At 64.4% G+C, this 25,869-nt stretch carries 25 protein-coding genes; 10 read left to right on the top strand and 15 right to left on the bottom strand.

What is annotated here, in order from left to right:
* Window positions 1-4: 4 nt before the first annotated feature.
* From KMZ68_RS23580 to KMZ68_RS23565, 4 genes are read left to right on the top strand one after another with little or no spacing between them, the layout of a single operon-like run.
* Window positions 5-1,873 (top strand): extracellular solute-binding protein, encoded by a 1,869-nt coding sequence (locus KMZ68_RS23580; protein ID WP_215613510.1) that lies wholly within the window; start codon window positions 5-7, stop codon window positions 1,871-1,873.
* A gap of 3 nt (window positions 1,874-1,876) precedes the next feature.
* Window positions 1,877-2,986, top strand: a complete 1,110-nt coding sequence (locus tag KMZ68_RS23575) for a microcin C ABC transporter permease YejB (RefSeq protein ID WP_215603718.1) — start codon at window positions 1,877-1,879, stop codon at window positions 2,984-2,986.
* A complete protein-coding gene (locus tag KMZ68_RS23570) occupies window positions 2,986-4,164 on the top strand; it encodes an ABC transporter permease (protein ID WP_215613509.1) in 1,179 nt (392 codons plus the stop codon). Before KMZ68_RS23575 ends, KMZ68_RS23570 begins: the two co-directional genes overlap by 1 nt.
* 6 nt (window positions 4,165-4,170) lie before the next feature.
* Window positions 4,171-5,808: an ABC transporter ATP-binding protein gene (locus KMZ68_RS23565; protein WP_215613508.1), complete on the top strand. Its 1,638-nt coding sequence runs from the start codon at window positions 4,171-4,173 to the stop codon at window positions 5,806-5,808.
* Window positions 5,809-6,002: 194 nt separating this feature from the next.
* On the opposite strand, the gene KMZ68_RS23560 is transcribed toward KMZ68_RS23565, so the two are convergent.
* Window positions 6,003-6,848 (bottom strand): C40 family peptidase, encoded by an 846-nt coding sequence (locus tag KMZ68_RS23560; RefSeq protein WP_215613507.1) that lies wholly within the window; start codon window positions 6,846-6,848, stop codon window positions 6,003-6,005.
* Window positions 6,841-8,223, bottom strand: coding sequence for a leucyl aminopeptidase family protein (locus tag KMZ68_RS23555; protein ID WP_215613506.1), 1,383 nt, complete (start codon window positions 8,221-8,223; stop codon window positions 6,841-6,843). The genes KMZ68_RS23560 and KMZ68_RS23555 overlap by 8 nt, the downstream gene beginning before the upstream one ends.
* A gap of 146 nt (window positions 8,224-8,369) precedes the next feature.
* On the opposite strand from KMZ68_RS23555, the gene KMZ68_RS23550 reads away from it, so the two are divergent.
* Window positions 8,370-9,194, top strand: a complete 825-nt coding sequence (locus tag KMZ68_RS23550) for a tetratricopeptide repeat protein (protein WP_215613505.1) — start codon at window positions 8,370-8,372, stop codon at window positions 9,192-9,194.
* Window positions 9,195-9,389: 195 nt separating this feature from the next.
* Here KMZ68_RS23550 and KMZ68_RS23545 read toward each other — a convergent pair whose 3' ends face one another.
* The 10 genes from KMZ68_RS23545 to KMZ68_RS23500 form a co-directional block, all read right to left on the bottom strand.
* Complete coding sequence (locus tag KMZ68_RS23545) at window positions 9,390-10,364, bottom strand: type II secretion system F family protein (RefSeq protein WP_215603711.1); 975 nt, start codon at window positions 10,362-10,364, stop codon at window positions 9,390-9,392.
* A gap of 9 nt (window positions 10,365-10,373) precedes the next feature.
* Window positions 10,374-11,351 carry a type II secretion system F family protein gene (locus KMZ68_RS23540; protein ID WP_215613504.1) on the bottom strand — a complete coding sequence of 326 codons (978 nt, stop codon included), beginning with the start codon at window positions 11,349-11,351 and terminating at the stop codon, window positions 10,374-10,376.
* Window positions 11,352-11,356: 5 nt separating this feature from the next.
* Window positions 11,357-12,820, bottom strand: coding sequence for a CpaF family protein (locus tag KMZ68_RS23535; RefSeq protein WP_215613503.1), 1,464 nt, complete (start codon window positions 12,818-12,820; stop codon window positions 11,357-11,359).
* 21 nt (window positions 12,821-12,841) lie between these two features.
* Window positions 12,842-14,110, bottom strand: coding sequence for an AAA family ATPase (locus KMZ68_RS23530; RefSeq protein ID WP_215613502.1), 1,269 nt, complete (start codon window positions 14,108-14,110; stop codon window positions 12,842-12,844).
* A complete protein-coding gene (locus KMZ68_RS23525) occupies window positions 14,107-14,844 on the bottom strand; it encodes a CpaD family pilus assembly protein (RefSeq protein WP_215613501.1) in 738 nt (245 codons plus the stop codon). Before KMZ68_RS23525 ends, KMZ68_RS23530 begins: the two co-directional genes overlap by 4 nt.
* Before the next feature lie 21 nt (window positions 14,845-14,865).
* The gene (locus tag KMZ68_RS23520; protein WP_215613500.1) at window positions 14,866-16,341 is read right to left on the bottom strand and encodes a type II and III secretion system protein family protein; all 1,476 of its coding nucleotides are present in this window, start codon (window positions 16,339-16,341) and stop codon (window positions 14,866-14,868) included.
* 17 nt (window positions 16,342-16,358) lie between these two features.
* A complete protein-coding gene (gene cpaB, locus KMZ68_RS23515; RefSeq protein WP_215613499.1) occupies window positions 16,359-17,153 on the bottom strand; it encodes a Flp pilus assembly protein CpaB in 795 nt (264 codons plus the stop codon).
* A gap of 125 nt (window positions 17,154-17,278) precedes the next feature.
* On the bottom strand, window positions 17,279-17,803 hold the full coding sequence (locus tag KMZ68_RS23510; protein ID WP_215613498.1) for an A24 family peptidase: 525 nt from the start codon (window positions 17,801-17,803) through the stop codon (window positions 17,279-17,281).
* Window positions 17,804-17,894: 91 nt separating this feature from the next.
* The gene (locus KMZ68_RS23505; protein ID WP_215613497.1) at window positions 17,895-18,041 is read right to left on the bottom strand and encodes a hypothetical protein; all 147 of its coding nucleotides are present in this window, start codon (window positions 18,039-18,041) and stop codon (window positions 17,895-17,897) included.
* Between the two features lie 84 nt (window positions 18,042-18,125).
* Window positions 18,126-18,290 carry a Flp family type IVb pilin gene (locus tag KMZ68_RS23500; RefSeq protein ID WP_215603702.1) on the bottom strand — a complete coding sequence of 55 codons (165 nt, stop codon included), beginning with the start codon at window positions 18,288-18,290 and terminating at the stop codon, window positions 18,126-18,128.
* Between the two features lie 298 nt (window positions 18,291-18,588).
* Here KMZ68_RS23500 and KMZ68_RS23495 point away from each other — a divergent pair, with 298 nt between their 5' ends.
* From KMZ68_RS23495 to KMZ68_RS23480, 4 genes are all read left to right on the top strand, one after another.
* Complete coding sequence (locus KMZ68_RS23495) at window positions 18,589-19,419, top strand: sterol desaturase family protein (RefSeq protein ID WP_215613496.1); 831 nt, start codon at window positions 18,589-18,591, stop codon at window positions 19,417-19,419.
* 231 nt (window positions 19,420-19,650) lie between these two features.
* The gene (locus tag KMZ68_RS23490) at window positions 19,651-20,160 is read left to right on the top strand and encodes a pilus assembly protein N-terminal domain-containing protein (protein ID WP_215603700.1); all 510 of its coding nucleotides are present in this window, start codon (window positions 19,651-19,653) and stop codon (window positions 20,158-20,160) included.
* A gap of 231 nt (window positions 20,161-20,391) precedes the next feature.
* A complete protein-coding gene (locus tag KMZ68_RS23485) occupies window positions 20,392-20,934 on the top strand; it encodes a TadE/TadG family type IV pilus assembly protein (RefSeq protein WP_215603699.1) in 543 nt (180 codons plus the stop codon).
* An 18-nt stretch (window positions 20,935-20,952) separates the two neighbouring features.
* Window positions 20,953-21,528, top strand: coding sequence for a TadE/TadG family type IV pilus assembly protein (locus tag KMZ68_RS23480; protein ID WP_249779667.1), 576 nt, complete (start codon window positions 20,953-20,955; stop codon window positions 21,526-21,528).
* 137 nt (window positions 21,529-21,665) lie between these two features.
* Here KMZ68_RS23480 and KMZ68_RS23475 read toward each other — a convergent pair whose 3' ends face one another.
* From KMZ68_RS23475 to KMZ68_RS23465, 3 genes are all read right to left on the bottom strand, one after another.
* Entirely contained in the window at window positions 21,666-21,878 is a 213-nt protein-coding gene (locus KMZ68_RS23475) for a cold-shock protein (RefSeq protein ID WP_011474122.1), read from the bottom strand.
* Window positions 21,879-22,189: 311 nt separating this feature from the next.
* Complete coding sequence (gene infA, locus KMZ68_RS23470) at window positions 22,190-22,471, bottom strand: translation initiation factor IF-1 (protein ID WP_143575210.1); 282 nt, start codon at window positions 22,469-22,471, stop codon at window positions 22,190-22,192.
* A gap of 24 nt (window positions 22,472-22,495) precedes the next feature.
* Entirely contained in the window at window positions 22,496-23,944 is a 1,449-nt protein-coding gene (locus KMZ68_RS23465) for a DEAD/DEAH box helicase (protein ID WP_215613495.1), read from the bottom strand.
* Window positions 23,945-24,500: 556 nt separating this feature from the next.
* Here KMZ68_RS23465 and urtA point away from each other — a divergent pair.
* Window positions 24,501-25,823 carry an urea ABC transporter substrate-binding protein gene (gene urtA, locus KMZ68_RS23460; protein WP_215613494.1) on the top strand — a complete coding sequence of 441 codons (1,323 nt, stop codon included), beginning with the start codon at window positions 24,501-24,503 and terminating at the stop codon, window positions 25,821-25,823.
* Window positions 25,824-25,869: the final 46 nt, after the last annotated feature.

Raw genomic sequence — 25,869 nt, 5'->3', positions numbered from 1 at the left:
GCGCATGGCGCTTTTCTCCCGCCGGCATCTGCTCGGTCTCGGCCTCGGCGCCCTGAGCGCGGCGCGGTTTGGTTCCGTGCGCGCCGCCGACGGCGACACTGAGGCCCATGGCATATCGGTGTTCGGCGACCTGAAATATCCTGAAGACTTCCGTCATTTCGACTACGTCAATCCGGCGGCGCCGAAGGGCGGCATGTTCTCGCTGATCCCCTCGACGCGCGCCTACAACCAGTCCTACCAGACCTTCAATTCCTTCAACGCCTACATCCTGAAGGGCGAAGGCGCGCAGGGCATGGACATGACGTTCTCGCCGCTGATGGTGCGCGCCACCGACGAGCCCGACGCGATGTACGGCCTCGTCGCCAAATCGGTGCAGATTTCACCGGACAAGCTGACCTACCGCTTCACGCTGCGGCCGGAGGCGCGGTTTCACGACGGTTCGAAACTGACCGCGCATGACGCCGCCTTCTCGCTGACCACGCTGAAGACCAGGGGTCATCCTTTGATCGTGACGCAGATGCGCGACATGGTGAAGGCGGAAGCACCCGACGACGCCACGCTGGTCGTCACCTTCGCCGAGAAGCGCGCGCGCGACGTGCCGCTCTATGTCGCCTCCTTGCCGATTTTTTCGAAGGCCTATTACGCGACGCGCCCCTTCGATGAATCGACGCTGGATATTCCGCTCGGCTCCGGGCCCTACAGGGTCGGCAAGTTCGAGGTCAACCGCTACGTCGAATTCGAGCGGGTCAAGGATTGGTGGGCCGCCGATCTGCCGGTGGCGCGCGGCGCCTATAATTTCGATACCGTGCGTTACGAGTTCTACCGCGACCGCGACGTCGCGTTCGAGGGATTTACCGGCAAGAACTATCTGTACCGCGAGGAGTTCACCGCGCGGGTATGGGCGACGCGCTATGATTTTGCGGCGGTCAGGGACGGCCGCGTCAAGCGCGAGATACTGCCCGACGACACGCCGTCGGGCGCGCAGGGCTGGTTCATCAATACCCGCCGCGACAAATTCAAGGATCCACGCGTCCGCGAAGCGCTGATCCAGGCGTTCGATTTCGAGTGGACCAACAAGACCATCATGTACGGCGCCTATGCGCGCACCCATTCGCCGTTCCAGAATTCGGACATGATGGTGAGCGGGCCGCCGTCGCCGGAGGAACTCAAGCTGCTCGAGCCGTTCCGCGGCCAGGTGCCGGACGAAGTGTTCGGCGCGCCGTTCGTGCCGCCGGTGTCGGACGGCTCGGGACAGGATCGGACCTTGCTGCGCAAGGCCCAGCAATTGCTGCAGGAGGCGGGGCTCGCCACCAAGGACGGCAAGCGGCTGTTGCCGAACGGCGAAGTGTTCAAAATAGAATTCCTGGTCGACGAGCCCTCGATCCAGCCGCACCATGCGCCCTATGTCAAAAATCTCGGCACGCTCGGGATCGAGGCCAGCGTGCGGCTGGTCGATCCGGTGCAATACCGTGCCCGTCTGGAAGATTTCGATTTCGACATGACCATCCAGCGCTTCAGCATGTCGGCGACCCCGGGCGACGGCATGCGGCCGTTCTTCACCTCGCAGGCCGCCGCCACCAAGGGCTCCTACAATCTCGCCGGGATCGCCAGTCCGGCGATCGACGCGCTGATCGAGAAAATTCTCGGCGCCGAAAACCGCGCCGATCTGACGGTGGCCTGCCGCGCCTTCGACCGGGTGTTCCGCGCCGGGCGTTACTGGGTGCCGCAGTGGTATCGCACCAGCCATCCGATCGCCTATTGGGACCAGTTCGGACATCCCCCGAAACTTCCGCGCTACGCGCAAGGCGTCGGCGCCCCCGAACTCTGGTGGTATGAGGCCGCCAAGGCGGCCAAGCTGGAACAGGCGAAATAGAACATGAGCGCCTATATCGCCCGCCGCATTCTCTTGATGATCCCGACGTTGCTCGGGATCCTGTTCGTCTCCTTCGTCGTGGTGCAGTTCGCGCCGGGCGGTCCGGTCGAGCGGGTGATCGCGCAACTCTCCGGCGCCGATACCGGCGGCTCGTCGCGGATCTCGGGCGGCACCGGCGGCGATTTCGGCGCGCGCACGCAAGTAGGGGCCTCGGCCGACGCGGTCGGCTCGAAATACCGTGGCGCCCAGGGGCTCGATCCCGATTTCGTGAAAAGCCTGGAAAAGCAGTTCGGCTTCGACAAGCCGGCGCCGGAGCGTTTCGCGCTGATGCTGTGGAATTTCGCCCGCTTCGATTTCGGCAAGAGCTATTTCCGCGACGTCAGCGTGCTGCAGCTGATCAAGGAGAAATTGCCGGTCTCGATGTCGCTCGGGATCTGGATGACGCTTCTGACCTACCTGATCTCGATCCCGCTCGGCATCCGCAAGGCGGTGATGGACGGCTCCAAATTCGACACCTGGACCTCGGCGATCATCATCGTCGGATTTGCGATTCCCGGATTCCTGTTCGCGATCCTCTTGATCATCCTGTTCGCCGGCGGCTCGTTCTTCAACATCTTCCCGCTGCGCGGGCTGACTTCGGACGGCTGGTCGGCGTTTCCCTGGTACTGGAAGATCATCGATTATTTCTGGCACATCACGCTGCCGCTGATCTCGATGGCGCTGGGCGCCTTCGCCACCATGACGCTGTTGACCAAGAACTCGTTCCTCGACGAAATCCGCAAGCAATACGTCATGACCGCGCGCGCCAAGGGCTGCAGCGAACGGCAGGTGCTCTATAATCACATCTTCCGCAACGCCATGCTGATCGTGATCGCCGGCTTCCCCGGCGCGTTCATCCATGCCTTCTTCTCCGGCTCGCTGCTGATCGAGACCATCTTCTCGCTCGACGGCCTCGGCCTGCTCGGCTTCGAGAGCGTGCTGAACCGCGACTATCCCGTGGTGTTCGGCACGCTGTTCATCTTTTCGCTGGTCGGTCTCGTGGTCAACCTGGTCTCCGACCTCGCCTACATGTGGATCGATCCGCGAATCGATTTCGAGGCGCGGGAAGTCTGATGAACATCACCGCGCCGCAACCGATCGAAACCTCAACGCAACAGCCGCTCGGCGAAGCGGTGCCGATGACGCGCCATCGCTTCTCGCCGTCGCCGCTCAACCGCCGGCGCTGGCAGAACTTCAAGTCCAACCGCCGGGGCTACTGGTCGTTCTGGATCTTCCTCACGCTGTTCATTGTCTCGCTGTTTGCCGAACTGATCGCCAACGACCGCCCGTTCCTGATCAAGTTCGACGGCCATCTGTATTTCCCGGCCTTCATCAGCTATTCCGAAACCACCTTCGGCGGCGACTTCGAGACCGCGGCCGACTACCGCGATCCCTATCTGCAGAAGCTGATCAAGGAGAAGGGCGGCAGCATCGTCTGGCCGCTGATCCGCTATTCCTACGACACCCACAATCTCGATCTGCCGACGCCGGCGCCGTCGAAGCCGACCTGGATGCTGACCGAAGCGCAGTGCAAGGAGGTGGTGCAGAAGAAGGGCCTCAGGAGCTGCCGCGACCTCGAATACAACTGGCTCGGCACCGACGACCAGGGCCGCGACGTGGTGGCGCGGCTGATCTACGGCTTCCGCATCTCGGTCTTGTTCGGGCTCTCGCTCACCATCATCTCCTCGATCATCGGGGTGGCCGCCGGCGGCGTGCAGGGCTATTTCGGCGGCTGGGTCGATCTCGGCTTCCAGCGCTTCATCGAGGTTTGGAGCGCCATTCCCTCGCTCTATCTTTTGCTGATCCTGTCTTCGGTGCTGGTGCCCGGCTTCTTCGTGCTGCTCGGCATCCTCCTGCTGTTCTCCTGGGTGTCGCTGGTCGGGCTGGTGCGCGCCGAATTCCTGCGCGGGCGCAATTTCGAATACATCATGGCGGCGCGCGCGCTCGGCGTCTCCAACGCCGTGATCATGTTCCGGCATCTGCTGCCGAACGCCATGGTCGCGACCATGACGTTCCTGCCCTTCATCGTGTCGTCGTCGGTGATGACGCTGACCGCGCTCGACTTCCTCGGATTCGGCCTGCCGCCGGGCTCGCCGTCGCTCGGCGAACTGCTGTCGCAGGGCAAGGCCAACGTGCAGGCGCCGTGGCTCGGCTTCACCGGCTTCTTCGCGGTCGCCATCATGCTTTCGCTGCTGATCTTCATCGGCGAAGCCGTGCGCGACGCCTTCGATCCGCGCAAGACGTTCAGGTAGGGCCGCATGGACGCCATCAACCAGCCGCTGCTCGATGTCCGCGATCTCTCGGTGGCGTTCCACCAGCCGAGCGGCACCACGACCGCGGTCGATCATGTTTCCTTCGAGATCAAGCGCGGCGAGTGCGTGGCGCTGGTCGGCGAATCCGGCTCCGGCAAATCGGTCAGCGCGCTGTCGATCCTGAAGCTGTTGCCGTATCCGACCGCGTCGCATCCCTCCGGCAGCATCCGCTTCAAGGGCCAGGAGCTGCTCGGCCTGCCCGAGAACGAGATGCGCGGCATCCGCGGCAACGACATCTCGATCATCTTCCAGGAGCCGATGACCTCGCTCAATCCGCTGCATTCGATCGAGTCGCAGATCGGCGAGATCCTGCAGTTGCACAGCGGCATCGGCGGCCAGAAGGCGCGGGCGCGGACGCTCGAGCTCTTGACCCAGGTCGGCATTCCCGATCCGGAAACCCGGCTTGCGAGCTATCCGCATCAATTGTCCGGCGGCCAGCGCCAGCGCGTCATGATCGCGATGGCGCTCGCCAACGAGCCCGACCTCCTGATCGCGGACGAGCCGACCACCGCGCTCGACGTCACCGTGCAGGCGCAGATCCTGGCGCTCTTGGCGGAAATCCGCGCCCGGCTCGGCATGAGCCTGTTGTTCATCACCCACGACCTCGGCATCGTCCGCCGCATCGCCGACACCGTCTGCGTCATGAACGGCGGCAAGATCGTCGAGCAGGGCCCGGTGGAGCAGGTCTTCACCGCGCCCAAGCATCCCTATACCAAGGCATTGCTGGCGGCCGAGCCGAAGCCGGATCCGGCGCCGCCGCGGCCGGGCAATCCCGTGGTGATCTCGTCCGACGACCTGAAGGTCTGGTTTCCGATCAAGCGCGGCTTGCTGCGCAAGACGGTTGGGCACATCAAGGCGGTCGACGGCGTCAGCGTCTCCGTGCGCAAGGGCGAGACGCTCGGCGTGGTCGGCGAGTCCGGTTCCGGCAAGACCACGCTCGGGCTGGCGCTGTTGCGGCTGATCTCGTCCGACGGCCCGATCGTGTTTCTCGGCAAGGATATCCAGGGCCTGCGCTTCAAGGCGATGCGCCCGTTCCGCCGCGACATGCAGATCGTGTTCCAGGATCCGTTCGGGGCGCTCAGCCCGCGCATGTCGGTCGGCGACATCGTCGCGGAGGGCCTCAGCGTGCACCAGCGCGCGCTCTCGGAAGAAGAGCGCGAGGCCCGCGTCATCAAGGCATTGAAGGACGTCGGCATGGATCCGGCGACGCGGTTCCGCTATCCGCACGAATTCTCCGGCGGCCAGCGCCAGCGCATCTCGATCGCGCGCGCCGCGGTGCTGGAGCCGAATTTCGTGGTGCTGGACGAGCCGACCAGCGCGCTCGACATGCTGTTCCAGGCGCAGATGGTCGACCTGTTGCGCGAACTGCAGCGCAAGCGCGACCTCACCTACATGTTCATCTCGCACGACCTGCGCGTGGTCGCTTCGCTCGCCAGCCATCTGATCGTGATGCGTTACGGCAAGGTGGTCGAGGAGGGCCCGGCTTCGGAGTTGTTCAAGAATCCGAAGACCGACTATACCCGCGCACTGTTCGCCGCCGCGTTCCGGCTGGAAACCGCGCCGAACGGCGCGGCGGCGACGTAGAGCATTTTGAAATCAGTCTAATGACGTTCGGGTATCTCGCGGCCTCATGGTTCGAGACGCGCGGCGTTGCCGCGCTCCTCACCATGAGGGTCTGGCAGACCTCATCCTGAGGAGCGCTCGGCGGCGCAATTGCGCCGCTGACTTGCGCGCGTCTCGAAGGATGTAGCCACCACACGCTTCAAAGCACTCCAGCTTCAGCCCAGCCTCTTGATCGCCCTGACCTCGCTGCCGGCGGCCTTGATGCGGGCGATGGCGTCGCGGGTGTTTTCGATCACGGTCGCCATGTGATGCGCGTTGGCGTGCACGAGGGTTTCAGCGTCGCGCGCGATGGCGACATGGCCGCGCCAGAACAGCAGGTCGCCGCGCTGCAATTCCCTGGCTTCGGCCAGTCCCAGCAGGCGACCGAGGCCGTCGCGCTGCATGTCGCTGTCACGCGGGCAGCCGGTGCCGGCGGCGTTGAGCGACACCTGCAGCAGGCCGGAGCAATCGATGCCGAAACTGCTCTTGCCGCCCCAGAGATAGGGCGTGCCGACGAAGCGTTCGGCGACCGCGACGAAATCGTCCGCCATCTCATCCAGCCCGCCGAGATGCGGCCGCGGCAGATACCAGCCCTCGCGGGTCATGACAAAGGTGTCGTCTTCGCGCACCGCCGTCACCAGCGCTGCCATCGGCAGCGTTTCGGCCGGCGGCAATTTGATCGATGGGCCCGGGAAGGCGAAGGTCCGCAAGGCGATGACCTTGTGGGTCGGCTGCCCCTTCGGTTTGGCCAGCGCCCGGTCGGGCAGCCAGCCGACATAGCCGTCGCTTTTCAGCTGGCCCCAGGCAAAGCCTTCGTCGTTGCGGTCGTAGATGGTGACGCGCTCGCCGAGCAGCGCCTGCGTCGCCAGCTCCGCATCGGCCGACGGCCCGATGCGCAGCGGCGCGATCGCTTCCGCAATCTCGAATTCCTCGCCGGCGACGAAGCGCGCCGCCTTGACCTTGCCTTCGAGATATTTCGCGGCGAGATCGGGTCGCGCCGGCGTCAGCCGCGGATCATCCATAGCGTTCGCCCAGTAACTTGTAGATCGCGCGCGCGGCCTGGCATTCGCCGCCCTCCGGTCGCGCCGGCTTTGCGGATGGCGTCCAGCCGTAGATATCGACATGCAGCCAGCGTGTGCTGTCCTCGACAAAACGCTGCAGGAACAGCGCGCAGGTGATGGAGCCCGCAAAGGTGCCCGACGGCGCGTTGTTCACGTTGGCGACCTTGGAATCGAGCCAGGCATCGTAGGCCGGCCACAGCGGCAATCGCCACATCGGATCGTTCTCCGTGCTCGCGCACCGCGCGACGTCCTGCGCCAGCGTTTCATCATTGGTGTAAAAGGGCGGTAAATCCGGCCCCAGCGCCACCCGCGCCGCACCCGTCAGCGTGCCGAGATCGATCAGCAGATCCGGCTTGTCCTCGCAGGCCAGCGCCAGCGCGTCCGCCAGCACCAGCCGGCCCTCGGCGTCGGTGTTGCCGATCTCCACCGTGAGGCCCTTGCGCGATTTGAAGATGTCGAGCGGCCGGAACGCGTTGCCGGCGACCGCGTTCTCGACCGCCGGAATCAGCACCCGCAGCCGCAGCTTGAGCTTCGCATCCATCACCATCTGCGCCAGTGCCAGCACGTTGGCGGCGCCGCCCATGTCCTTCTTCATGATCAGCATGCCGGCCGATGACTTGAGGTCGAGCCCGCCGGTATCGAAGCAGACGCCCTTGCCGACCAGCGTCACCTTGGGATGGGCGGGGTCTCCCCATTGGAGGTCGATCAGCCGGGGCGCGCGGGAGGACGCCATGCCCACCGCGTGAATCAGCGGGAAATTCTGCCGCGTCAGGTCCTCGCCGACGATGACGCTGAAACTGGCGCCGAAGCGGCTGGCGAGCTCCCGGGCGGCCTGCGCCAGCTGCTCCGGTCCCATGTCGTTCGACGGCGTATTGATGAGGTCGCGGGCAAGCGCAGCGGCTTCCGCCATCCGCTCGATCTCGGCGGTGTCGACGCCTGCGGGCGGCACCAGCCGGACGCCGGGCGCATCCGCCTTGCGGTAGCGGCCGAAGCGGTAGCTGCCGAGTGCGAACGCCAGCGCCGCGAGCCGCGCATCATGCGGCGCATTGGCAAAACGGTAGACGCCCGGCGGCAGCAGGCCGGGCAGGGAGCCCGGCCGGAACAGGTCGCGGGATTTGCCGGCCTCGTCCTCGAGACCGAACAGCACCTGTGCGATCTGTCCGTCCACCGACGGCAGCGTCAGGCACGCCCCGGGCTTGGCGGCGAAGCCGTTGGCGAGCGCGAACTGCCGGGCTTGCGCGGGCAGGCCGGCGCAGATCGCGTCCCATGTCGCCTTGGTGGCAAAGGTGATGGGAATGGCTGCGGCTGTGGGCGCGGTCTCGAATACGGATGGCATGCGGTTTTCGGTCTTCCATTGAAATGGCGGGAACAGGGCAGAGGAGAGGAGAGTCGGGCGCGGGGCGTCAATTAACCAGACGTTAGGGTTAACAGTCTATTGCTGGCGCGTTCGGCCCGGTCAATTCGCCCGTGAGTTAAAGTGCCATGCGTCAGTCTCCCAGCCTTGCCCGGCTTCTTGCGTCCGCGGCCGCGACGGCGATTTTGGCCGCGAGCCTCGGCGGCTGCCAGACCATGTCCGACATCACCGGCTCGATCACCTCGAAGGCCGAAGCCAGTCCCAGTCCCGGCCCGGATGCCGATCCGCGGCGCTCGGTAGAGGTCTATGGCGAGCGCTATCGCGCCAACCCCAAGGATCCCGAAGCCGCCCTGCGCTATGGCCAGGCGCTCCGCTCCACCGGTCAGCGCGCCCAGGCCGTTGCGGTGTTCGAGCAGGCCACCATCGCCCATCCGAGCCACAAGGCGCTGCTCGCCGGCTATGGCCGGGCGCTCGCCGATAACGGCAGTTTCCAGCGGGCGTTCGACGTCCTCACCCGCGCCCATTCGCCCGACAATCCGGACTGGCGCATCCTGTCGGTGCAGGGAACCACGCTCGATCAGCTCGGCCGGCATGAAGAGGCCCGCCGCTATTACGCCAGCGCCTTGCGGATCGTGCCCGACGAGCCGTCGGTGCTGTCCAATCTCGGGCTGTCCTACGTTCTCTCCAAGGACCTGCCGAAGGCGGAAACGACCCTCCGCAAGGCCTATGGCAACGCCCGCGCCGACGCGCGGGTGCGGCAGAATCTGGGCCTCGTGGTCGGCCTGCAGGGCCGCTTCGCCGAAGCCGAGGAAATCGTCAAGGCCGACCTGCCGGCCGAGGAAGCCGCCGCCAATGTCGGCTATCTGAAGCAGATGCTGGCGCGCAAGGATAACCCGCGCGCTGCCGGCGGCGCGGCGTCGATGCCGGTGGCCTCGCTGAACCGGCCGGACTGACGGCGTCACCATTCAAGGCCGGCTCGCCCGACACCGCGCCGCTGGAGGCGTCCAGATACCGTCGACTTACTTTGCATGGGGTTGTTTTCGATATTTTTGGTTTGGGGCCGCCGGCGCGCCGGCTCGCCCGGTCAAGTGCCGGGCGATGACAGCGTCAGATGCCGTAGCTGACCGGCTCCGTCGCGAAGCTGCGGCTCACTGCATCGCCGCGACCTTGATGCCGGTCGGTCCCAGGATGACCACGAACAGCACCGGCAGGAAGAACAGGATCATCGGCACCGTCAGCTTCGGCGGCAATGCGGCGGCCTTCTTCTCGGCCTCGTTCATGCGCATGTCGCGGTTTTCCTGCGCCATCACGCGCAGGCTCTGGCCGAGCGGGGTGCCGTAACGTTCCGATTGCTGCAGCGCCAGGCAGACCGACTTCACGCCCTCGAGCCCGGTGCGCTTCGCGAGATTCTCGTAGGCCACCTTGCGGTCCTGCAGATAGGACAGCTCGGCGGTGGTCAGCGTGAACTCCTCCGACAGCGCGATCGACTGGGTGACGATCTCGGTCGAGACCTTGCGGAACGCGGTTTCGATCGACATGCCGGACTCGATGCAGATCAACAGCAGATCGAGCGCGTCGGGAAACGCCCGCTTGATCGAGAGCTGGCGCTTGGTGATGGCGTTCTTCAGGAACAGCATCGGCGCCTGCAGGCCGAGATAGGCCGCAGCGACGCACATGCCGATCTTGACCGGCAATGATTTTTCCATGTGCGAGATCACGAAGACATACAGCACAGCGCCGAAGAACATCACGATCGGCGTCACCAGCCGGAAGAACAGGAAGGTGATATAGGGCGCCTGGCCGCGATAGCCGGCCATGGTCAGCTTTTCGCGCGCGGCTTCCTGCGCCAGCCATTTCGTCAGGTTGAAGTCTTCCACCACCCTGGAGACGACCTGCTTCGGGGTCTGGCGCAGCGATACCTTCTCGGTCTTGGTGAGACGCTCGCGCTCGCGCTGCCGGATCCGCTCGCGCTCGCTGGCGACCGCCTTCATGCGCTTCGCCAGCCCTTCGCCCGCGAACAGCGGCATGATCAGCGTATAGGCGGTCGCGCTCACGGCGATGGCGGCGAGCAGCATGGTCATGAACCGCGCGTCGTGGAGCTTTGTGACCAGGAAATCAATCATGCTGCACCGTCAGAAGTCGAAGTTGATCATTCTCTTCATCACGAAGATGCCGATGGACATCCAGATCACGCAGCCGACCAGCATCAGCTGGCCGGTCGGATGGGTCCACAGCAGCGAGATGTAGTCGGGAGTCGAGAGGTAGACGAGCAGCATGACGATCGGCGGCAGCGAGCCGATGATCGCCGCGGACGCCTTGGCCTCCATCGACATGGCCTGGATCTTCTCGGCCATCTTCTTGCGGTCGCGCAGCACCTTGGACAGGTTGCCGAGCGCTTCCGACAGGTTGCCGCCCGACTTCTGCTGGATCGCGATCACGATGCCGAAGAAGTTGGCTTCCGGCACCGGCATCCGGTCGTACAGCCGCGCGCAGGCCTCGCCGAGCGGCATGCCGATCGCCTGGGTTTCGATGATGGCGAGGAATTCGCCCCGCAGCGGCTCCGGCGCGTCGGCAGCGACCACCTTGATCGATTCGAACAGCGGCAGGCCCGCCTTGATGCCGCGAACGATGACGTCGACGGCGTCCGGCAGCGCCTTGAGAAATGCCTTTTCCCGGCGCGTCTTGAGAAAGCCCAGGGCCCAGCGCGGCAGGCCGAAGCCGGCGGCAATGCCGAGGCCCGCGGCCCCCAGCAATCCGCCCCCGGACATCAGCACCAGGGCGAAGCAGGCCGCGCCCATGACGCCGGAAACGATCATGAATTTCTGCGGCGTCCAGTCCAGTCCGGCCTGGGTGAGACGGACGCTCATCGAGACCTTCTTTTCCTTCTGCAGGCGCGCGTCGAGCTCCTTCAGCGAACCCTCGACCTGTTCGCGGCGCGAGCGCTGGCTCTTGTCGGCCTGGCGGGCGGCGACCGGCTCCGCCTTGGCGACCGAGGCGCGGCGGTTCTCGGCCTTCTTCTCACCCGAGAGCAGCGGATAGACGAAGACCCATGCCACGCCGCCCACGGCGGTGGCGGCGAGAAAGGCCAGTGCGAGCGCTTGAATGTTCATGGCCCTCAGGTTTCCTTGACTTCGGCGGCGTCGAGGGCGGCGGCAAGCCGCTTCTCCTCGCCGTAATATCGCGCCCGATCCCAGAAGCGCGGCCGTCCGATCCCGGTCGAGCGATGCCGGCCGATGATGTTTCCGTTGGCGTCCTCGCCCATCAGGTCGTAGATGAACAGGTCCTGGGTGATGATGGTGTCGCCTTCCATGCCCATCACCTCGGTGATGTGGGTGATGCGCCGCGAACCGTCGCGCAGGCGCGCGGCCTGGATGATGACGTCGATCGAGGCGCAGATCATCTCGCGAATGGTCCGCGACGGCAGCGAGAATCCGCCCATCGTGATCATCGATTCGCAGCGCGACAGGGCTTCGCGCGGATTGTTGGCGTGCAGCGTTCCCATCGATCCGTCGTGGCCGGTATTCATGGCCTGCAACAGGTCGAACGCCTCGGGTCCGCGGACTTCGCCGACGATGATGCGTTCAGGGCGCATGCGCAGGCAGTTGCGGACCAGTTCGCGCATCGTGACCTGGCCTTCGCCCTCGATGTTGGGCGGGCGGGTTTCCAGCCGCACCACATGCGGCTGCTGCAATTGAAGTTCGGCGGCGTCTTCGCAGGTGATGATGCGCTCGTCGTCGTCGATGTAGTTGGTCAGGCAGTTCAGCAGCGTGGTCTTGCCGGAGCCGGTGCCGCCGGAGATCAGCACGTTGGCGCGACAGCGCCCGATGATCTGCAGGATTTCGGCGCCTTCCGGCGTGATCGCGCCGAACTTGACCAGCTGATCCAGCGTCAGCTTGTCCTTCTTGAACTTGCGGATGGTCAGTGCGGGGCCGTCGATCGCCAGCGGAGGAACGATGGCGTTGACGCGCGAGCCGTCGGCGAGGCGGGCGTCGCAGATCGGCGAGGATTCGTCGACGCGCCGGCCGACCTGGCTGACGATGCGCTGGCAAATGTTGAGGAGCTGCTGGTTGTCGCGGAAGCGGATCCCGGTGCGCTGGATCTTGCCGGCGACTTCGATGAACACCGTGCCGGCGCCGTTGACCATGATGTCGGCGATGTCGTCGCGCGACAGCAGGGGCTCCAGCGGGCCGTAGCCGAGAACGTCGTTGCAGATGTCGTCGAGCAGTTCTTCCTGCTCGGCAATCGACATCACGATGTTCTTGATCGCGATGATCTCGTTGACGATGTCGCGAATTTCCTCGCGCGCGGACTCGCCGTCGAGCTTGGCGAGCTGGGCAAGGTCGATCGCCTCGATCAGGGCGCCGAAGATCGTCGCCTTGACCTGATAGTAGCTGTCCGACCGCCGCGCATCCATTGCCGGCGCCGGCGGCGCCGCCTTCGCCGGCGAGATCGGCGGCGAGGAAACCATCGGCGGGGCGGAGGTATGGACGGCCGGCGCCGCGGCAGGCGGGTTCAACGCGCCGGCGGCGGGCTTCAATGCCCGCGTATCGCTTTCAGTTCCGCTACGCTTACCAAACACGACGTTACTCCATGCGGGCGGTTACTTGGCCCGCAGCTTCTCGATGAGGGGCGACAGGAACGAACCCCGCGGCTTTTTGGTCTCGCCGCGGCCTGTCAGCCGCTGCGCGATCTGCAGAAACATCTCGGTAGTGCGATGGCTGGCGTTGATCTCCGCGATCATCTGGCCGTTGTTGGCCGCTGATCCGAACATCTGCGGATCGAACGGAATAGCGGCAATCGGCTGGCTCTCGATGGCCTTTGCGAATTCGCTGGCGTTGATCTCCGGCCGCTTCGGCATGCCGACCATGTTGAGGCAGTAGAGCGGGGTCCGGTCGTTGGGCCGCGATGCCTTCAGCAGGTCGAAGATGTTCTTGGTGTTGCGCAGATTGGCGAGATCGGGCACCCCGACGATCAGGATATCGTCGGCGCCCACCAGGGCGCGCTTGGTCCATCCCGACCACTGATGGGGAACGTCGAGCACGATGCACGGCATCGTGGTGCGAAGCGTGTCGAAGATCGCATCGAAGGCGTCGGCGCCGAAGTCATAGACCCGGTCGAGCGTCGCCGGCGCCGCCAGCAGGCTGAGGTGGTCGGTGCACTTCGACAGCAGGCGGTCGACGAACGCGGTATCGACGCGGTCGGGCGAGAACACCGCGTCCGCAATGCCCTGCGGCGGATCCTGATTGTAGTCGAGGCCGGCGGTGCCGAACGCAAGATCGAGATCGGCAACCACGGAATCCAGCGCGAGATCGCGCGCGATCGCCCAGGCGACGTTGTGCGCGATGGTGGACGCGCCGACGCCGCCCTTGGCGCCGACGATGGCGATGATGCGGCCGACCGCCTTGGCTTCCGGCGCCGAGAACAGGTTGCAGACCGAACGCACCACGTCCAGCGCGTTGACCGGCGCGAGCACGTAGTCGCTGACGCCGCGGCGGACCAGTTCGCGATACAGCGTGACATCGTTGATGCGGCCGATCACGACCACCCGGGTTCCGGCGTCGCACACGGTCGCAAGCTGGTCGAGGCCGCCGAGGATGTCGCTGCGACCTTCGGTTTCCAGGATGATCACGTTCGGCGTCGGCGCGGTGCGATAGGCCTCGATGGCGGCTGCCATGCCGCCCATCTGGATCTTGAGGTGGGCCTTGCCGAGGCGGCGGTCTTCGCCCGCCGATTGCACGGCGGCGGCGGTCTCCACGGTCTCGCAAAAGGCCTGCACCGACACGCGCGGCGCTGGCGCAATGTGATCGTCCGCCGCGGGCGACGAGGCGTCCGGCTGTTCTTCGGGGGTCTGGCGCGCGTAGCTGATCATTTGCCTGTATCGCTGAGTTTGGCCTTTTCGGCCTCGGGATAGATCGTCGTCGTCGGCGTGCCCTTGCGATACTTGTCGAAGGCGGTGGAACGCCGCGGCGTATAGGCCGGCGTCTCGCTCCGCGGCTGCAGCAGATCGGACGGATTGTCGGCCATCGCCGCCATGTTGCGCTGATAGGCGCAGCCGAAATTGTAGTAGGGCTTGTTTTCGAAATAGCTCGTGTTGTTGACCGACGGGCCGAGATCCTCGGGCCAGGTCCCGCAGGGACCGGCCACCGCCGAGATCTTCGGATAGTTCATCCGGATCGCCGCCATGTGGCGCGGGTTTTCCGGATGGTAGCGGCGGGCAACGATGCCGCGCGGCGGCACGCCCGCGGCCGCCAGCGTCGCCTGGATTTCCCGGAACGAATCCGCTGCCGCCCGCGCGTTGGGCGTGTCGACCGGCACGTCGACGGTGATTGCGCCGGTGCCTTCGCGGAGCCAGGTCTGCGCCAGCCCTATGACGTCGGCGCGCTGCGCAGCGGAAAGGCCGCCGCGCGCCTGGCCGACGAAGATCACGACCGAACGGTTGGCTTCCTCGACCGCGATCGGATGGCGCAGGCGATAATCGTTCGGAGCGCTTGCGGCGTACACGTCTTCGGTGTGCTTGCAGGCCCCGAGCACGACGGAAAGACCGACAAGCGCTCCCGCCAAGCGGAAAGCGCGGCTGCGATCGAGGGGTATTCTGGCTGTCATCGGTTTCGTCCTCGTCCCGCCTCAGTCGGTAATAAAGCCGTAGGTGCCGCGATAATTCCGTGCCGGCTCGACCCGGCCCGGAACGCCGTAGATGCGATTGATGCTGCCGAGCAGATCGGCCTGCGGATCCGACGAACTGGCGAACCCGTCATCCGGCCTCGACAGGTCCTTCTGCGCGACCGCGCGCACGATGATCGGCGTCACCAGCACCATCAGTTCGGTCTGGTTGTTGACGTAGTCGCGGCTGCGGAACAGCGTGCCGAGAATCGGCAGCTGCGCGAGGCCGGGCAGGCCGTTGATGGCCTGCTTGGTCTGTTCGGCGATCAGGCCCGCCATCGCCATCGCGCCGCCTGACGGAATCTCCAGCGTGGTTTCGGCGCGGCGGGTCTTGATCGAGGGAATGGTCACGGAGTTTACCGTCGAGGCGGTGACCGACTGCGACAGCGTGATCGAGTTGTCGTTGGACAACTCGGAGACTTCGGTCATCACCCGCAGGCTGATCCGTCCCTCGGAGAGCACTACCGGCGTGAAGTTGAGCGAAATACCGAACTTCTTGAAGCTGATCTGGGTGGTGCAGACATGCGTGGTCGGGTCGCAGGAATAACCTGCGGGAACCGGGAATTCGCCGCCGGCGATGAAGGTGGCGGACTCGCCGGAAATCGCGGTCAGGTTGGGCTCGGCCAGCGTGCGCACCACGCCTGCGCTTTCCATCGCGCGCAGCGTGGCCGTCACCGACGGCGTCGCTCCGAACGACGCGGTCGTCGTATTGTTGGCGACCAGCGCGCGGCCATAGGCCGTGAAAGGGTTGGCGTTGTTGAAATTGACGACCGCGGTGCCGTAACTCATGCTGGCGGTGAGGTCGATGCCGAGCTGCTTGATGACGTTGCGCGCGACTTCGGCCACGGTGACCTTCAGCATCACCTGGTCGCGGCCGCGGACCGCGATCGAGTTGACGACCTTGTCGGCGCCGCCGACCAGGCGGGCGGCGAGTTCGCCGGCCTGCTGCGCCTCGACCGGGCTTGCCGCAGATCCGGACAACATGACGCCGTCGCCGACGCCCTCGATCTGGATGTCGGCATTCGGCAGCGTGGTCTTGAGCGCGGCGCGGACGCCGTTGAGGTCGCGTTTGACGGCGATGTCGTAGGCGGCGATCTGCTGGCCGGCGGAATCGAAGAATACGATGTTGGTCTGGCCGACCGCGGCGCCGATGATGTAGGCGCGCTGCGCCGAACGGACCACGGCATTGGCGATCTTGGGGTCAGCGACCAGCACGTCCTTGATGTCGCGCGGCAGGTCGATCACGACGGATTTGCCGATGCCGAGGGCGAGAAAACGCGCATTCATCTGTCCGTCGGCGGCCATCGGCGCGGCGACGCGGTAGTCGCTCGCCGCCACCGGCGCCAAGGCCTGGTTGAACATCAGCGCTGCCACTGCCGAAAACGACAGGGCGCGGACCATGAAGGTCCGCATCACCGGCTGATTTCCCCTGCACTTCATATCGTGCGTCCTTTCGGTCACTTCTGTGTCGTCGTCGGGCTGGCGATGCCGTAACGAACGACGTTGACGCTGTCGCCACGCTTGGGAGCCCGCTCGTCAGTTGTATTCTCGACCATGTTGACATCGGCGATGCTGCGCAGCGCCAGCGCCAGCGTGCCGCTCTGGCGCGCGCGGGCCAGCGTCTCGGCCTGCTCGGGCTTCAGCTCCAGCGTCACGGTCTTGCCGACCACGGCGTTCTGGCCGTCCTTTTCCTTCGGCGCCTGATCGATCGCGAGCACGCGGACGTTGCTCAGGATGATCTCGGAATTGACGACATCGGGGCCGCTGCGGTCGGGGTTCTTCTCGCGCTTGGAAAGAATCACGTCGACCCGGTCGTTCGGCAGGATGAAGCCGCCGGCGCCGGTCTCCGGCGAAATTTCTGTGGAGATGGCGCGCATGCCGGTGGGCAGGATCGCCGCCATGAAGCCGGATCCGTCGGCCTTGACCAGCTTCTGCTCGCGGATCGGCTCGCCGGCGATGAAGGGGGCGCGCGCGATCGAGCCCGCGACCTGGGCGGTGGCGTCGGGGCGTTCGCCGCGGCGAATGAAGGTGCTGCTGGTCGCCGCCGCCGGCCAGGTCTGCCATTGCATGTCGTCGGGCTTGAGCGACTGGCCGAGGCCGATGTCGGATTTGGCCACCAGGACGTCCACGGTCTGCAGTTGCGCGACCGGTTCGGACGGCGCAGGCTTGTTGTCGGAGCCGCTCGCAAGATATGCGGCAACGCCGCCGGCACCGACAGCGATGGTCAGGACCACAATGCGTGCGGTATTCATTACGCTTCACTTTCCACATTACGCCGCGACGCTGCCGCCGCCGTGATGGGAGTTGACCAGCTATTCGTCAAAGCATGGTTAATGAGGCGTATCTAAATCGCGTTAACGGGAGTTTACCAACGCGCTCAGCGCGCCGCGAAGTGGGCGAGGTCGACCGCCTTGATCCATTCGGTCTCCGGATAGATCATCAATGCGCCGATCGCCAGCGCGATGCCGTAGGGTATGCCGCTCTCCTTGGCGTGCAGCCTGAGCAGCCAGGACTGGCCGGCCAGCGCGTAGGGCAGCGGCCATTGCCGGAACTGCAGCAGCAGCAGGGTCAGGGCGCCGCCGAACAGCGAGGCGTAGAGCAGATAGTTCAGCAGATGGCCGAAACCGAACCACAACGCGGCCGCGGCCGCGACCTTGGCGTCGCCGCCGCCGATCCAGCCCATCGCAAAGCAGGCAAAGGCGACCGCGAGCACGGTCAGGCCGGCGCCGATATGGGTCAGGATATCGTAGAATCCCATGCCGCTCAGCAGCGCGAGCGCCAGAAAGCCCGCCGCCAGTGCCAGCGAAACCCGGTTCGAAATCGTCATGGTGAAGAGATCGCTCGCCGCCGCGAACGCCATCAGGGCCGGAAACAGCGAGAGGCGGACGATGTCGAGGATCATGGGACTATGCAGCCCGTATGGCTGACGCGAGGTCGGAGCATCGCCCGATTCTAGCGGTCAGAGATGAACAATCGGAAAACAGCCGGACGTCTCACCAGATGCTGGCAATCCGGGAGCCGAGGGCGAGAAGCGCCAGCGCCAGCGCCAGGCACACCAGTTCCACCGGCCGCTTGTCGCGGCTGCCGGCCGGCGGGGACGCGGTCGTGGCCGCGGCAGCGGCTGTCGCCGGTTTACGCATGTTTACCTTACGCCAACGCCGGACTTCAAAAACAGCAAAGGCCCCGGGATTGCCGGGGCCTCTGACGCTTCCCGTAACAGCCGCTTATTTCAGCGAGTTGTTGATCGAGGTGAACTTGGTGTTCAGGTTGGTGCCGAGGCCGTTCACGACGGCGATGATGGCGAGCGAAATGCCGGCTGCAATCAGGCCGTATTCGATGGCGGTGGCGCCGGACTCGTCCTTCACGAAACGCGCAATCAGGTTCTTCATAGCTAACTCCATGTACACGTGGCTGGTCGACTTAAGTTTGGTCTCGCCGGCGTTCTCAGCACCGTGACCATGGCGTCACCCTAGGGTCGGGAAATTGCAGCGCAGTTAATTCGGTCGCGTAAACACGGTTCGAAGGCGCTGTTCTTGAGCAGAGTAAACGCGCAATTAAGGACCTTCGAACAATTCGATGCTTTCCGGACCGCCCGTAATATAGAGAGCCCGCGGCCGGCGGGCAGGATTCATGGCTCCTTAAGCACGAGCGGGTACCCGTTGGAGGACCCGGTCGGATGAGGTTGTCATGTCGAATTTGCCAATGGAAGTCGTCGAGATGCTCGGCCAGACGATCGCCAAGGTGGTGCCCGTCACGATCGTGCTGGCGCTGGTGTTCTCGGTGCTGACCCATTTCTGGGCCTGCAATCCCGGAACGCCGTGGTGGCGCAAGCGGGAGCTGGTCACCGACATTGTTTACTGGTTCTTCGTGCCCTTGTTCGGACGCGTACTGCGAATCGGGCTTCTGGTGCTCGGCGCCGGCGTCGTCTTCAACATCCATGACGCCGACGCGCTGATCGCCTTCTACGACAATGGCCACGGCCCGCTGTCCGAGCTGCCGCTCTGGTTCCAGGCGGCGCTGTTCCTGGTGCTGTCGGACTTCATGCTGTACTGGCTGCACCGGATGTTCCACGGCGGCGGCTTCTGGAAATATCACGCCGTCCATCATTCCTCCGAGGATCTGGACTGGATCTCGGCGGCGCGCTTTCACCCCGTCAACCTGTTCCTCGGAACCATCATCGTCGACGTCATCCTGCTGATGGCGGGGATTTCGCCGAACGTCATGCTCTGGGTCGGGCCCTTCAACATGTTCCACTCGGCATTCGTGCACGCCAATCTGAACTGGACGCTCGGCCCGTTCAGATACGTGCTGGCCACCCCGGTTTTCCACCGCTGGCATCACACCGCGCTCGAAGTGGGCGGCAATACCAACTTCGCCGGCACCTTTCCGCTGTGGGATCTCCTGTTCGGGACCTACCGGATGCCGGAAAACAAGCTGCCCGATCACTATGGCGTCGACGACCAGGCCACGTTTCCGCAGGAGATTGCCGGGCAACTGGCCTATCCGTTCCGGCACTAACCAGAGCGTTTTCAAGCGAAGTGGGTACCGGTTCGCGTGAAGAAAACGCGTCAAAACAAAGATAGAGCCCCGTTCCGATTCAATCGGAACGGAAAAGACTCCAGGCCGCGCGGCGCGGGTTTCGAAAGACCGTTTGCACTTCGTTCACACATTGAGGTCAGATTTGCCCGGTCGGGCGCCGGTTCCGCTGCGTATCGCTTTTGCCGGCTAGTCAACGTCCCGGGGTAGAGTATGTCTGTGAGTTCCCTGCGTATGCGCGCTCGCGCGCCCTTTTCATTCCGCTCGCTCGCGATCGGAATCCTGCTGTGGCCGGCGGCGGCGCTGGCCGCACCGGGAGCCGACACCATCGCGGTCAACGTCGATCAGGCGAAGCTCGTCAAGCTTCCCGGCAAGGTCGCCACCATCGTGGTCGGAAACCCGCTGATTGCCGACGTAACCCTGCAGAGCGGCGGCATCATCGTCGTCACCGGCAAGGGCTACGGCGCCACCAACTTCGTGGCGATGGATCGCGCCGGCGATATCGTGGTCGATCGGGTCATCCAGGTCGAAGGCCCCACCGACCAGCTCATCACCATCTATCGCGGCGTCGAGCGCGAATCCTATAGCTGCATGCCGGTCTGCCAGCGCCGGGTAACGCTCGGCGACGGCGCGGCCTACTTCAAGACCGCGATCGATCAGGCCGGCACGCTCAGCAGCCAGGCCAGCGGCAGCGCCGCTGCGGCGGGCAAAGCCCAGAACTGAACCGTCCGCACCGGACCGGCATTGCGGGCCCGTGCAGGGGCCGGCACGGCCTGATGGCACGGCCGGCAGGGCGGTCCCGCGAATCGCTTCCGCACGCCATGCCCAAATCGGTTAATGCCGGGTTAACGAACCGGGGCGGCCTGCTTCGATCCGGCGAAACACTTCAACAATCACTTTCCGCTACATCTCGCGGGCGGAAAAATCGCTGCCGCGTGTCTTGAGGATTGCCCGATGTCGTCGCCCGCTGCCGCAACGGCCACCGCCAGAAACGTCCTGCGCCGGTTTCGCCGCAACCGCCGGGGGTCGGCCGCCGTCGAGTTCGCGCTCGTCGCGCCGGTGTTCTTCGCGCTGCTGTTCGCCATCATCGAGACCGCGATCATCTTCTTCGCGAGCCAGGTGCTCGAGACCATCACGCAGGACTCCGCGCGCATGATCATGACCGGTCAGGCGCAGACCGCGGCCTACACCCAGGCGCAGTTCAAGACCTATCTCTGCGGAAAGATCCCCGCGCTGTTCAATTGCAATGACCTCTATGTCGACGTGAAGAGCTATACCGGCTTCTCCAGTGTGGTGATCACCGACCCGATCGACGCCGGCAAGAATTTCGTGCCCAACATGAGCTACAGCCCCGGCAGCGCCGGCGACATCGTCGTGGTTCGGGTGTTCTACCAGTGGCCGCTGTTCGTCACCGGGCTCGGCTACAACATCGCGAACCTCACCGGTAGCAAGCGGCTGTTGAGCGCGACCGCCGCCTTCCGCAACGAACCCTTCTGAGATGGCGCGATGAAAACCATGTCGATGTCCCTGATCTGGCTTCGCCTGCGGTGCTCCGCCGCCGCGATGCTGGCCGATTGCCGCGGTATCGCTGCGACCGAATTCGCCGTGATCGTGCCGATCATGCTGGTGATGTTCTTCGGCACCGTCGAGTTCTCCTCCGGCGTGGCGGTCGACCGCAAGGTGACGCTGATGGCGCGCACGCTGTCCGACCTGACCTCGCAGTCGACGTCGGTCACCGACAGCGACCTGACCAATTTCTTCGCCGCCAGCGCGGGCATCATGACGCCCTATTCGGCGACGCCGACGAAATCCACGATCAGCGAATTGTACGTCGATCCCTCGACGCTGGCGGCGCGGGTGCAATGGAGCCAGGGAAACTCGGCGCGGGCGGCGGGCACGACGGTGACGATCCCGACCGCGCTCAAGGTCGGCGGGACCTATCTGATCTTCAGCGAGGTCAGCTATAAATACGTGCCGGCGGTCGGCTACGTGATGTCGTCGGGCGGGGTCAATCTGAGCGATGTCTCCTATACCCGTCCGCGGCAATCGAGCTGCGTGATGTACAAGACCACCGCGTGCACGACGCTGTAAGCGCGGAAGCCGCGCGGCGCGGCAGCACATCCGCCGCCGTCGATACAAAAAAGTATGCAAAATAAAAAGGCCGCGCAGCTAGCGCGGCCTTTCACATTAGTCTGATCGGATTCGCCCGGCGTGCCGGAAAGAATCCGTTAGCCTGCGGCGCGCAGATTGTCGGCCGAAGACTTGCCAGAGCGGCGATCGGCCACGATCTCGTAGGAGATCTTCTGGCCTTCACGCAGCGTTCCAAGGCCGGCGCGCTCTACGGCGCTGATGTGCACGAACACGTCGTTGCCACCGTCATCCGGTTGAATGAAGCCGAAGCCCTTGGTCGCGTTAAACCACTTCACGGTTCCCATGCTCACGGGGGTAGTCCCTTCTCAAGATAGATATAGTAAAGCCGACTTGCGTCAGGCTGGTGAGATCGAATTTTTGGAAGGGTCGTCAGCGTCTAAACCGGCTGCACCGGTGGATAGCTAATGTCGTCCGGCCGAAAATCGATGAGTTATAATATTCCAAAATAACCCCCAAAACAATCCTGAGGTGCACGATTTTTTGATCGCGCGCCCCGGATGGCTATTGGAGCTATTGCCCGCGCACCGCCATGATTTCGTCACGCGGTGCTCGCGATTGGACCGGAGCGCGTCATTCTGACGCGAACCGGTACCCAAATGCGCTAGCGGCGGCGGAATTGACCGCGCGGCGGTGCACCACGCGGGGCTCCGCCACCCGGACGCTCGTCCTTGTGGCGGAAGATCAGCCGGCCCTTTTCCAGATCGTAGGGCGACATCTCGATCGTCACCCGATCTCCCGCCAGCGTCTTGATGCGGTTCTTCTTCATCTTGCCGGCGGTGTAGGCGACGATCTCGTGTCCGGCGTCGAGCTGCACGCGATAGCGGGCATCGGGGAGGATTTCGGTCACCAGTCCTTCGAACTGGATCAGCTCTTCTTTAGCCATGGTTGTCTCCAGATCGATCGACGATTAGCGCGGTCGTTGGGTACGGTTGGGTTTGGTATTCGGACGGCTTTCGCGATGCAAAAAGGCAACCCCCTGCATCCCTTCGGCCCTGCCGCTGCCTTGCGCCGACGGACGCGCCGGCTCGTGCCGGCTGGTCTCATGGCGGTTGGTTTGCGGAGCGCCATTACTACCACCAGGACGGCGGTTACGGCGAGGGCCTTTCGCGCCGGGGGCGGCTTCATTGTTGCCCCTACCGGCGTGCACGCGCGGCCCGGATCGAGCCCCGCGATGCTGCGCAGACGCCTGCGCCGGCTCGCGATGGCCCGGGGTGCGGTGATCTTCCCGCGGCAGCGCGATGCGGATCAGCTTTTCGATGTCGCGCAGATATCCCATTTCCTCGGCGCCGGCGATCAGGGAGATCGCCACGCCCTCGGCGCCGGCGCGCGCGGTGCGGCCGATGCGGTGGACGTAGGTTTCGGGGATGTTGGGCAGGTCGAAGTTCACCACATGGCTGATGCCGTCGACGTCGATGCCGCGGGCGGCGATGTCGGTGGCCACCAAAGTGCGGATCTCGCCGGTGCGGAACGCCGCCAGCACCCGCTCGCGGTGGTTCTGCGACTTGTTGCCGTGGATGGCGTCGGCGGTGATGCCGGCCCGGGCGAGGCCCTTCACCACCTTGTCGGCGCCGTGCTTGGTGCGGGTGAAGACCAGCGCGCGGTCGACCGGCTCCTGCTTCAGAAGCTGCGCCAGAAATGCCGGCTTGTTGGAGTGATCGACCTGGATGATGCGCTGGGTGATGCGCTCGACCGTGGAGGCTACCGGCGTCACGGCGACGCGGGCCGGATCGCGCAGCATGGCTTCGGCGAGTTCGGCGATATCCTTCGGCATGGTCGCCGAGAAGAACAGGGTCTGCCGCTTGATCGGCAGTTTGGCGACGATCTTCCGGATGTCGTTGATGAAGCCCATGTCCAGCATGCGGTCGGCCTCGTCGAGTACGAGGAACTCTACCTGGCCGAGCTTCAATCCGTTGCTCTGCACGAGATCGAGCAGGCGGCCGGGCGTGGCCACCAAAACTTCGACGCCCTGCATGATCGAGCGGACCTGGCGGCCCATCGGCACGCCGCCGATCGCCAGCGCCGAGGTCAGGCGAATGTGGCGGCCATAGGCGTTGAAGCTGTCGAGGATCTGTCCGGACAGTTCGCGGGTGGGCGAGAGCACCAGCACGCGGCAGGCCTTGGGCTGCGGCTTGATGCGGTTCTCCAGGATCCGGTGCAGGATCGGCAGCGCGAAGGATGCGGTCTTGCCGGTGCCGGTCTGGGCGATGCCGACGACGTCACGGCCGGCGAGTGCGAGGGGGATGGTTTGAGCCTGGATGGGCGTGGGCGTGAGATAATTCTCTTCCTTGAGCGCACGCGAGATTGGATCGGCAAGGCCGAAATCCTGAAAGGAGGTCAAAAGGTGGGTTCTTTCCATTACAAAAGGCAGGCACCCGGCATTGTTGCAGCCAGGAGCGCGCGAGGGTGTCAGAGACACCCGCGTGTTTGGGGCGTCGGTTTCGGTTAGCTGAAGGGGCAAGCCAGAAACCGTTGGACGGGCTCAGAACACGCGGCTCGCAGTGACCCGGTGATTCCCTGGGTCGTATTGATCATATGGAACACGAACGCGGCGCTTTCAAGGTGAATCGCCCGACTATTGCTCGGCGGGGTTAAGGGAACTGGCGGAATCACGCGATTTCCCGCCCGATCAGGGATTTTCGCTCGCCGCAACGCAAGAGTTTGGTGCCGGAAATTTAGACAACAGAGCTAATCTGCTCATAAATTACTCAGATTGCCGCGTAAGCATACAGTTTCTCTGGCTGAATATTGGGCAAATAAATTCGGCATTTTTGCGGCCAGCGCTGAATTCGACAACGAAGACATGACCTTAGGGCCGTTGACCCCCGTGGCATGGTTCTTGCGATTCCGTTAACGCAGGCGGCCGTGGGGCCGTTTCGCAGCGTTTAACGTCTGCGTCAGGGAGATGACACCTCATGCTTACTCAATTGACTCACGATATAGCGGCGCCTTTGACCCGCCGTCGCTGGCTGGCGGCTACCGCCGGACTGGTTCTGGGCTTGGCCGCGTTTACCAACGCAAAGGCTGCGGACGACACCATCAAGGTCGGCGTTCTGCATTCGCTTTCGGGCACCATGGCCATCAGCGAAACCACGCTGAAGGACACCATCCTCTTTCTGATCGACGAGCAGAACAAGAAAGGCGGCGTGCTCGGCAAGAAACTCGAAGCCGTCGTCGTCGACCCCGCGTCGAACTGGCCGCTGTTCGCGGAAAAGGCCCGCGAGCTCATCACCAAGAACAAGGTCTCGGTGGTGTTCGGCTGCTGGACCTCGGTGTCGCGCAAGTCCGTGCTGCCGGTGTTCAAGGAATTGAATTCGATCCTGTTCTATCCGGTGCAGTATGAAGGCGAGGAGAGCGAGCGCAACGTGTTCTACACCGGTGCGGCGCCGAACCAGCAGGCGATCCCTGCGGTCGACTACCTGATGAAGGACGAAAAGGTGAAGCGCTGGGTGCTGGCCGGCACCGACTACGTCTATCCGCGCACCACCAACAAGATCCTCGAAGCCTACTTGAAGTCGAAGGGCGTCAAGCAGGAAGACATCATGATCAACTACACGCCGTTCGGTCATTCCGACTGGCAGACGATCGTGGCCGACATCAAGAAGTTCGGCTCGACCGGCAAGAAGACCGCGGTGGTCTCGACCATCAACGGTGACGCCAACGTTCCCTTCTACAAGGAGCTCGGCAACCAGGGCATCAAGGCGACCGATATTCCGGTGGTCGCGTTCTCGGTCGGCGAGGAAGAACTCGCCGGCATCGACACCAAGCCGCTGCTCGGCCATCTCGCCGCCTGGAACTACTTCCAGTCGATCAAGACGCCCGAGAACGACAAGTTCATCAAGGCATGGCAGGCCTACACCAAGAACCCGAAGCGCGTGACCAACGATCCGATGGAAGCTCACGTCATCGGCTTCGACATGTGGGTCAAGGCGGTCGAGAAGGTGAAGTCCGTCGACGCCGACAAGGTGATCGACGCCCTGCCGGGCATCGAAGCCAAGAACCTGACCGGCGGCACCTCCAAGATGCTTCCGAACCATCACATCACCAAGCCGGTGTTCATTGGCGAAATCAAAGCCAATGGCCAGTTCGACGTGGTGTGGAAGACCCCGGGCCTGGTGGCCGGCGATGCATGGTCGAAGGAGCTCGAAGGCTCCAAGGACCTGATCGGCGACTGGGTCGGCAAGAAGTGCGGCAACTACAATACCAAGACCAACAAGTGCGGCGGTCAGGGTTCCTGATAGTTCCCATTGCTCTCTGAGACCGGAGAAGGCGGCGCTGCCGCCG

This window comes from Bradyrhizobium sediminis, assembly GCF_018736105.1.
Lineage (GTDB): Bacteria > Pseudomonadota > Alphaproteobacteria > Rhizobiales > Xanthobacteraceae > Bradyrhizobium.
The sequence above is the reverse complement of the archived record's forward strand: the minus strand, read 5'-3'. Positions and strand labels throughout refer to the sequence as shown.

Bases quoted from the DNA above. Each gene is read 5' to 3' on its own strand.
- KMZ68_RS23580 (WP_215613510.1), top strand. From the start codon at position 5: ATGGCGCTTTTCTCCCGCCGGCATCTGCTCGGTCTCGGCCTCGGCGCC.
- KMZ68_RS23575 (WP_215603718.1), top strand. From the start codon at position 1,877: ATGAGCGCCTATATCGCCCGCCGCATTCTCTTGATGATCCCGACGTTG.
- KMZ68_RS23570 (WP_215613509.1), top strand. From the start codon at position 2,986: ATGAACATCACCGCGCCGCAACCGATCGAAACCTCAACGCAACAGCCG.
- KMZ68_RS23565 (WP_215613508.1), top strand. From the start codon at position 4,171: ATGGACGCCATCAACCAGCCGCTGCTCGATGTCCGCGATCTCTCGGTG.
- KMZ68_RS23560 (WP_215613507.1), bottom strand. From the start codon at position 6,848: ATGGATGATCCGCGGCTGACGCCGGCGCGACCCGATCTCGCCGCGAAA.
- KMZ68_RS23555 (WP_215613506.1), bottom strand. From the start codon at position 8,223: ATGCCATCCGTATTCGAGACCGCGCCCACAGCCGCAGCCATTCCCATC.
- KMZ68_RS23550 (WP_215613505.1), top strand. From the start codon at position 8,370: ATGCGTCAGTCTCCCAGCCTTGCCCGGCTTCTTGCGTCCGCGGCCGCG.
- KMZ68_RS23545 (WP_215603711.1), bottom strand. From the start codon at position 10,364: ATGATTGATTTCCTGGTCACAAAGCTCCACGACGCGCGGTTCATGACC.
- KMZ68_RS23540 (WP_215613504.1), bottom strand. From the start codon at position 11,351: ATGAACATTCAAGCGCTCGCACTGGCCTTTCTCGCCGCCACCGCCGTG.
- KMZ68_RS23530 (WP_215613502.1), bottom strand. From the start codon at position 14,110: ATGATCAGCTACGCGCGCCAGACCCCCGAAGAACAGCCGGACGCCTCG.
- KMZ68_RS23525 (WP_215613501.1), bottom strand. From the start codon at position 14,844: ATGACAGCCAGAATACCCCTCGATCGCAGCCGCGCTTTCCGCTTGGCG.
- KMZ68_RS23520 (WP_215613500.1), bottom strand. From the start codon at position 16,341: ATGAAGTGCAGGGGAAATCAGCCGGTGATGCGGACCTTCATGGTCCGC.
- cpaB (WP_215613499.1), bottom strand. From the start codon at position 17,153: ATGAATACCGCACGCATTGTGGTCCTGACCATCGCTGTCGGTGCCGGC.
- KMZ68_RS23510 (WP_215613498.1), bottom strand. From the start codon at position 17,803: ATGATCCTCGACATCGTCCGCCTCTCGCTGTTTCCGGCCCTGATGGCG.
- KMZ68_RS23505 (WP_215613497.1), bottom strand. From the start codon at position 18,041: ATGCGTAAACCGGCGACAGCCGCTGCCGCGGCCACGACCGCGTCCCCG.
- KMZ68_RS23500 (WP_215603702.1), bottom strand. From the start codon at position 18,290: ATGAAGAACCTGATTGCGCGTTTCGTGAAGGACGAGTCCGGCGCCACC.
- KMZ68_RS23495 (WP_215613496.1), top strand. From the start codon at position 18,589: ATGTCGAATTTGCCAATGGAAGTCGTCGAGATGCTCGGCCAGACGATC.
- KMZ68_RS23490 (WP_215603700.1), top strand. From the start codon at position 19,651: ATGTCTGTGAGTTCCCTGCGTATGCGCGCTCGCGCGCCCTTTTCATTC.
- KMZ68_RS23485 (WP_215603699.1), top strand. From the start codon at position 20,392: ATGTCGTCGCCCGCTGCCGCAACGGCCACCGCCAGAAACGTCCTGCGC.
- KMZ68_RS23480 (WP_249779667.1), top strand. From the start codon at position 20,953: ATGTCGATGTCCCTGATCTGGCTTCGCCTGCGGTGCTCCGCCGCCGCG.
- infA (WP_143575210.1), bottom strand. From the start codon at position 22,471: ATGGCTAAAGAAGAGCTGATCCAGTTCGAAGGACTGGTGACCGAAATC.
- KMZ68_RS23465 (WP_215613495.1), bottom strand. From the start codon at position 23,944: ATGGAAAGAACCCACCTTTTGACCTCCTTTCAGGATTTCGGCCTTGCC.
- urtA (WP_215613494.1), top strand. From the start codon at position 24,501: ATGCTTACTCAATTGACTCACGATATAGCGGCGCCTTTGACCCGCCGT.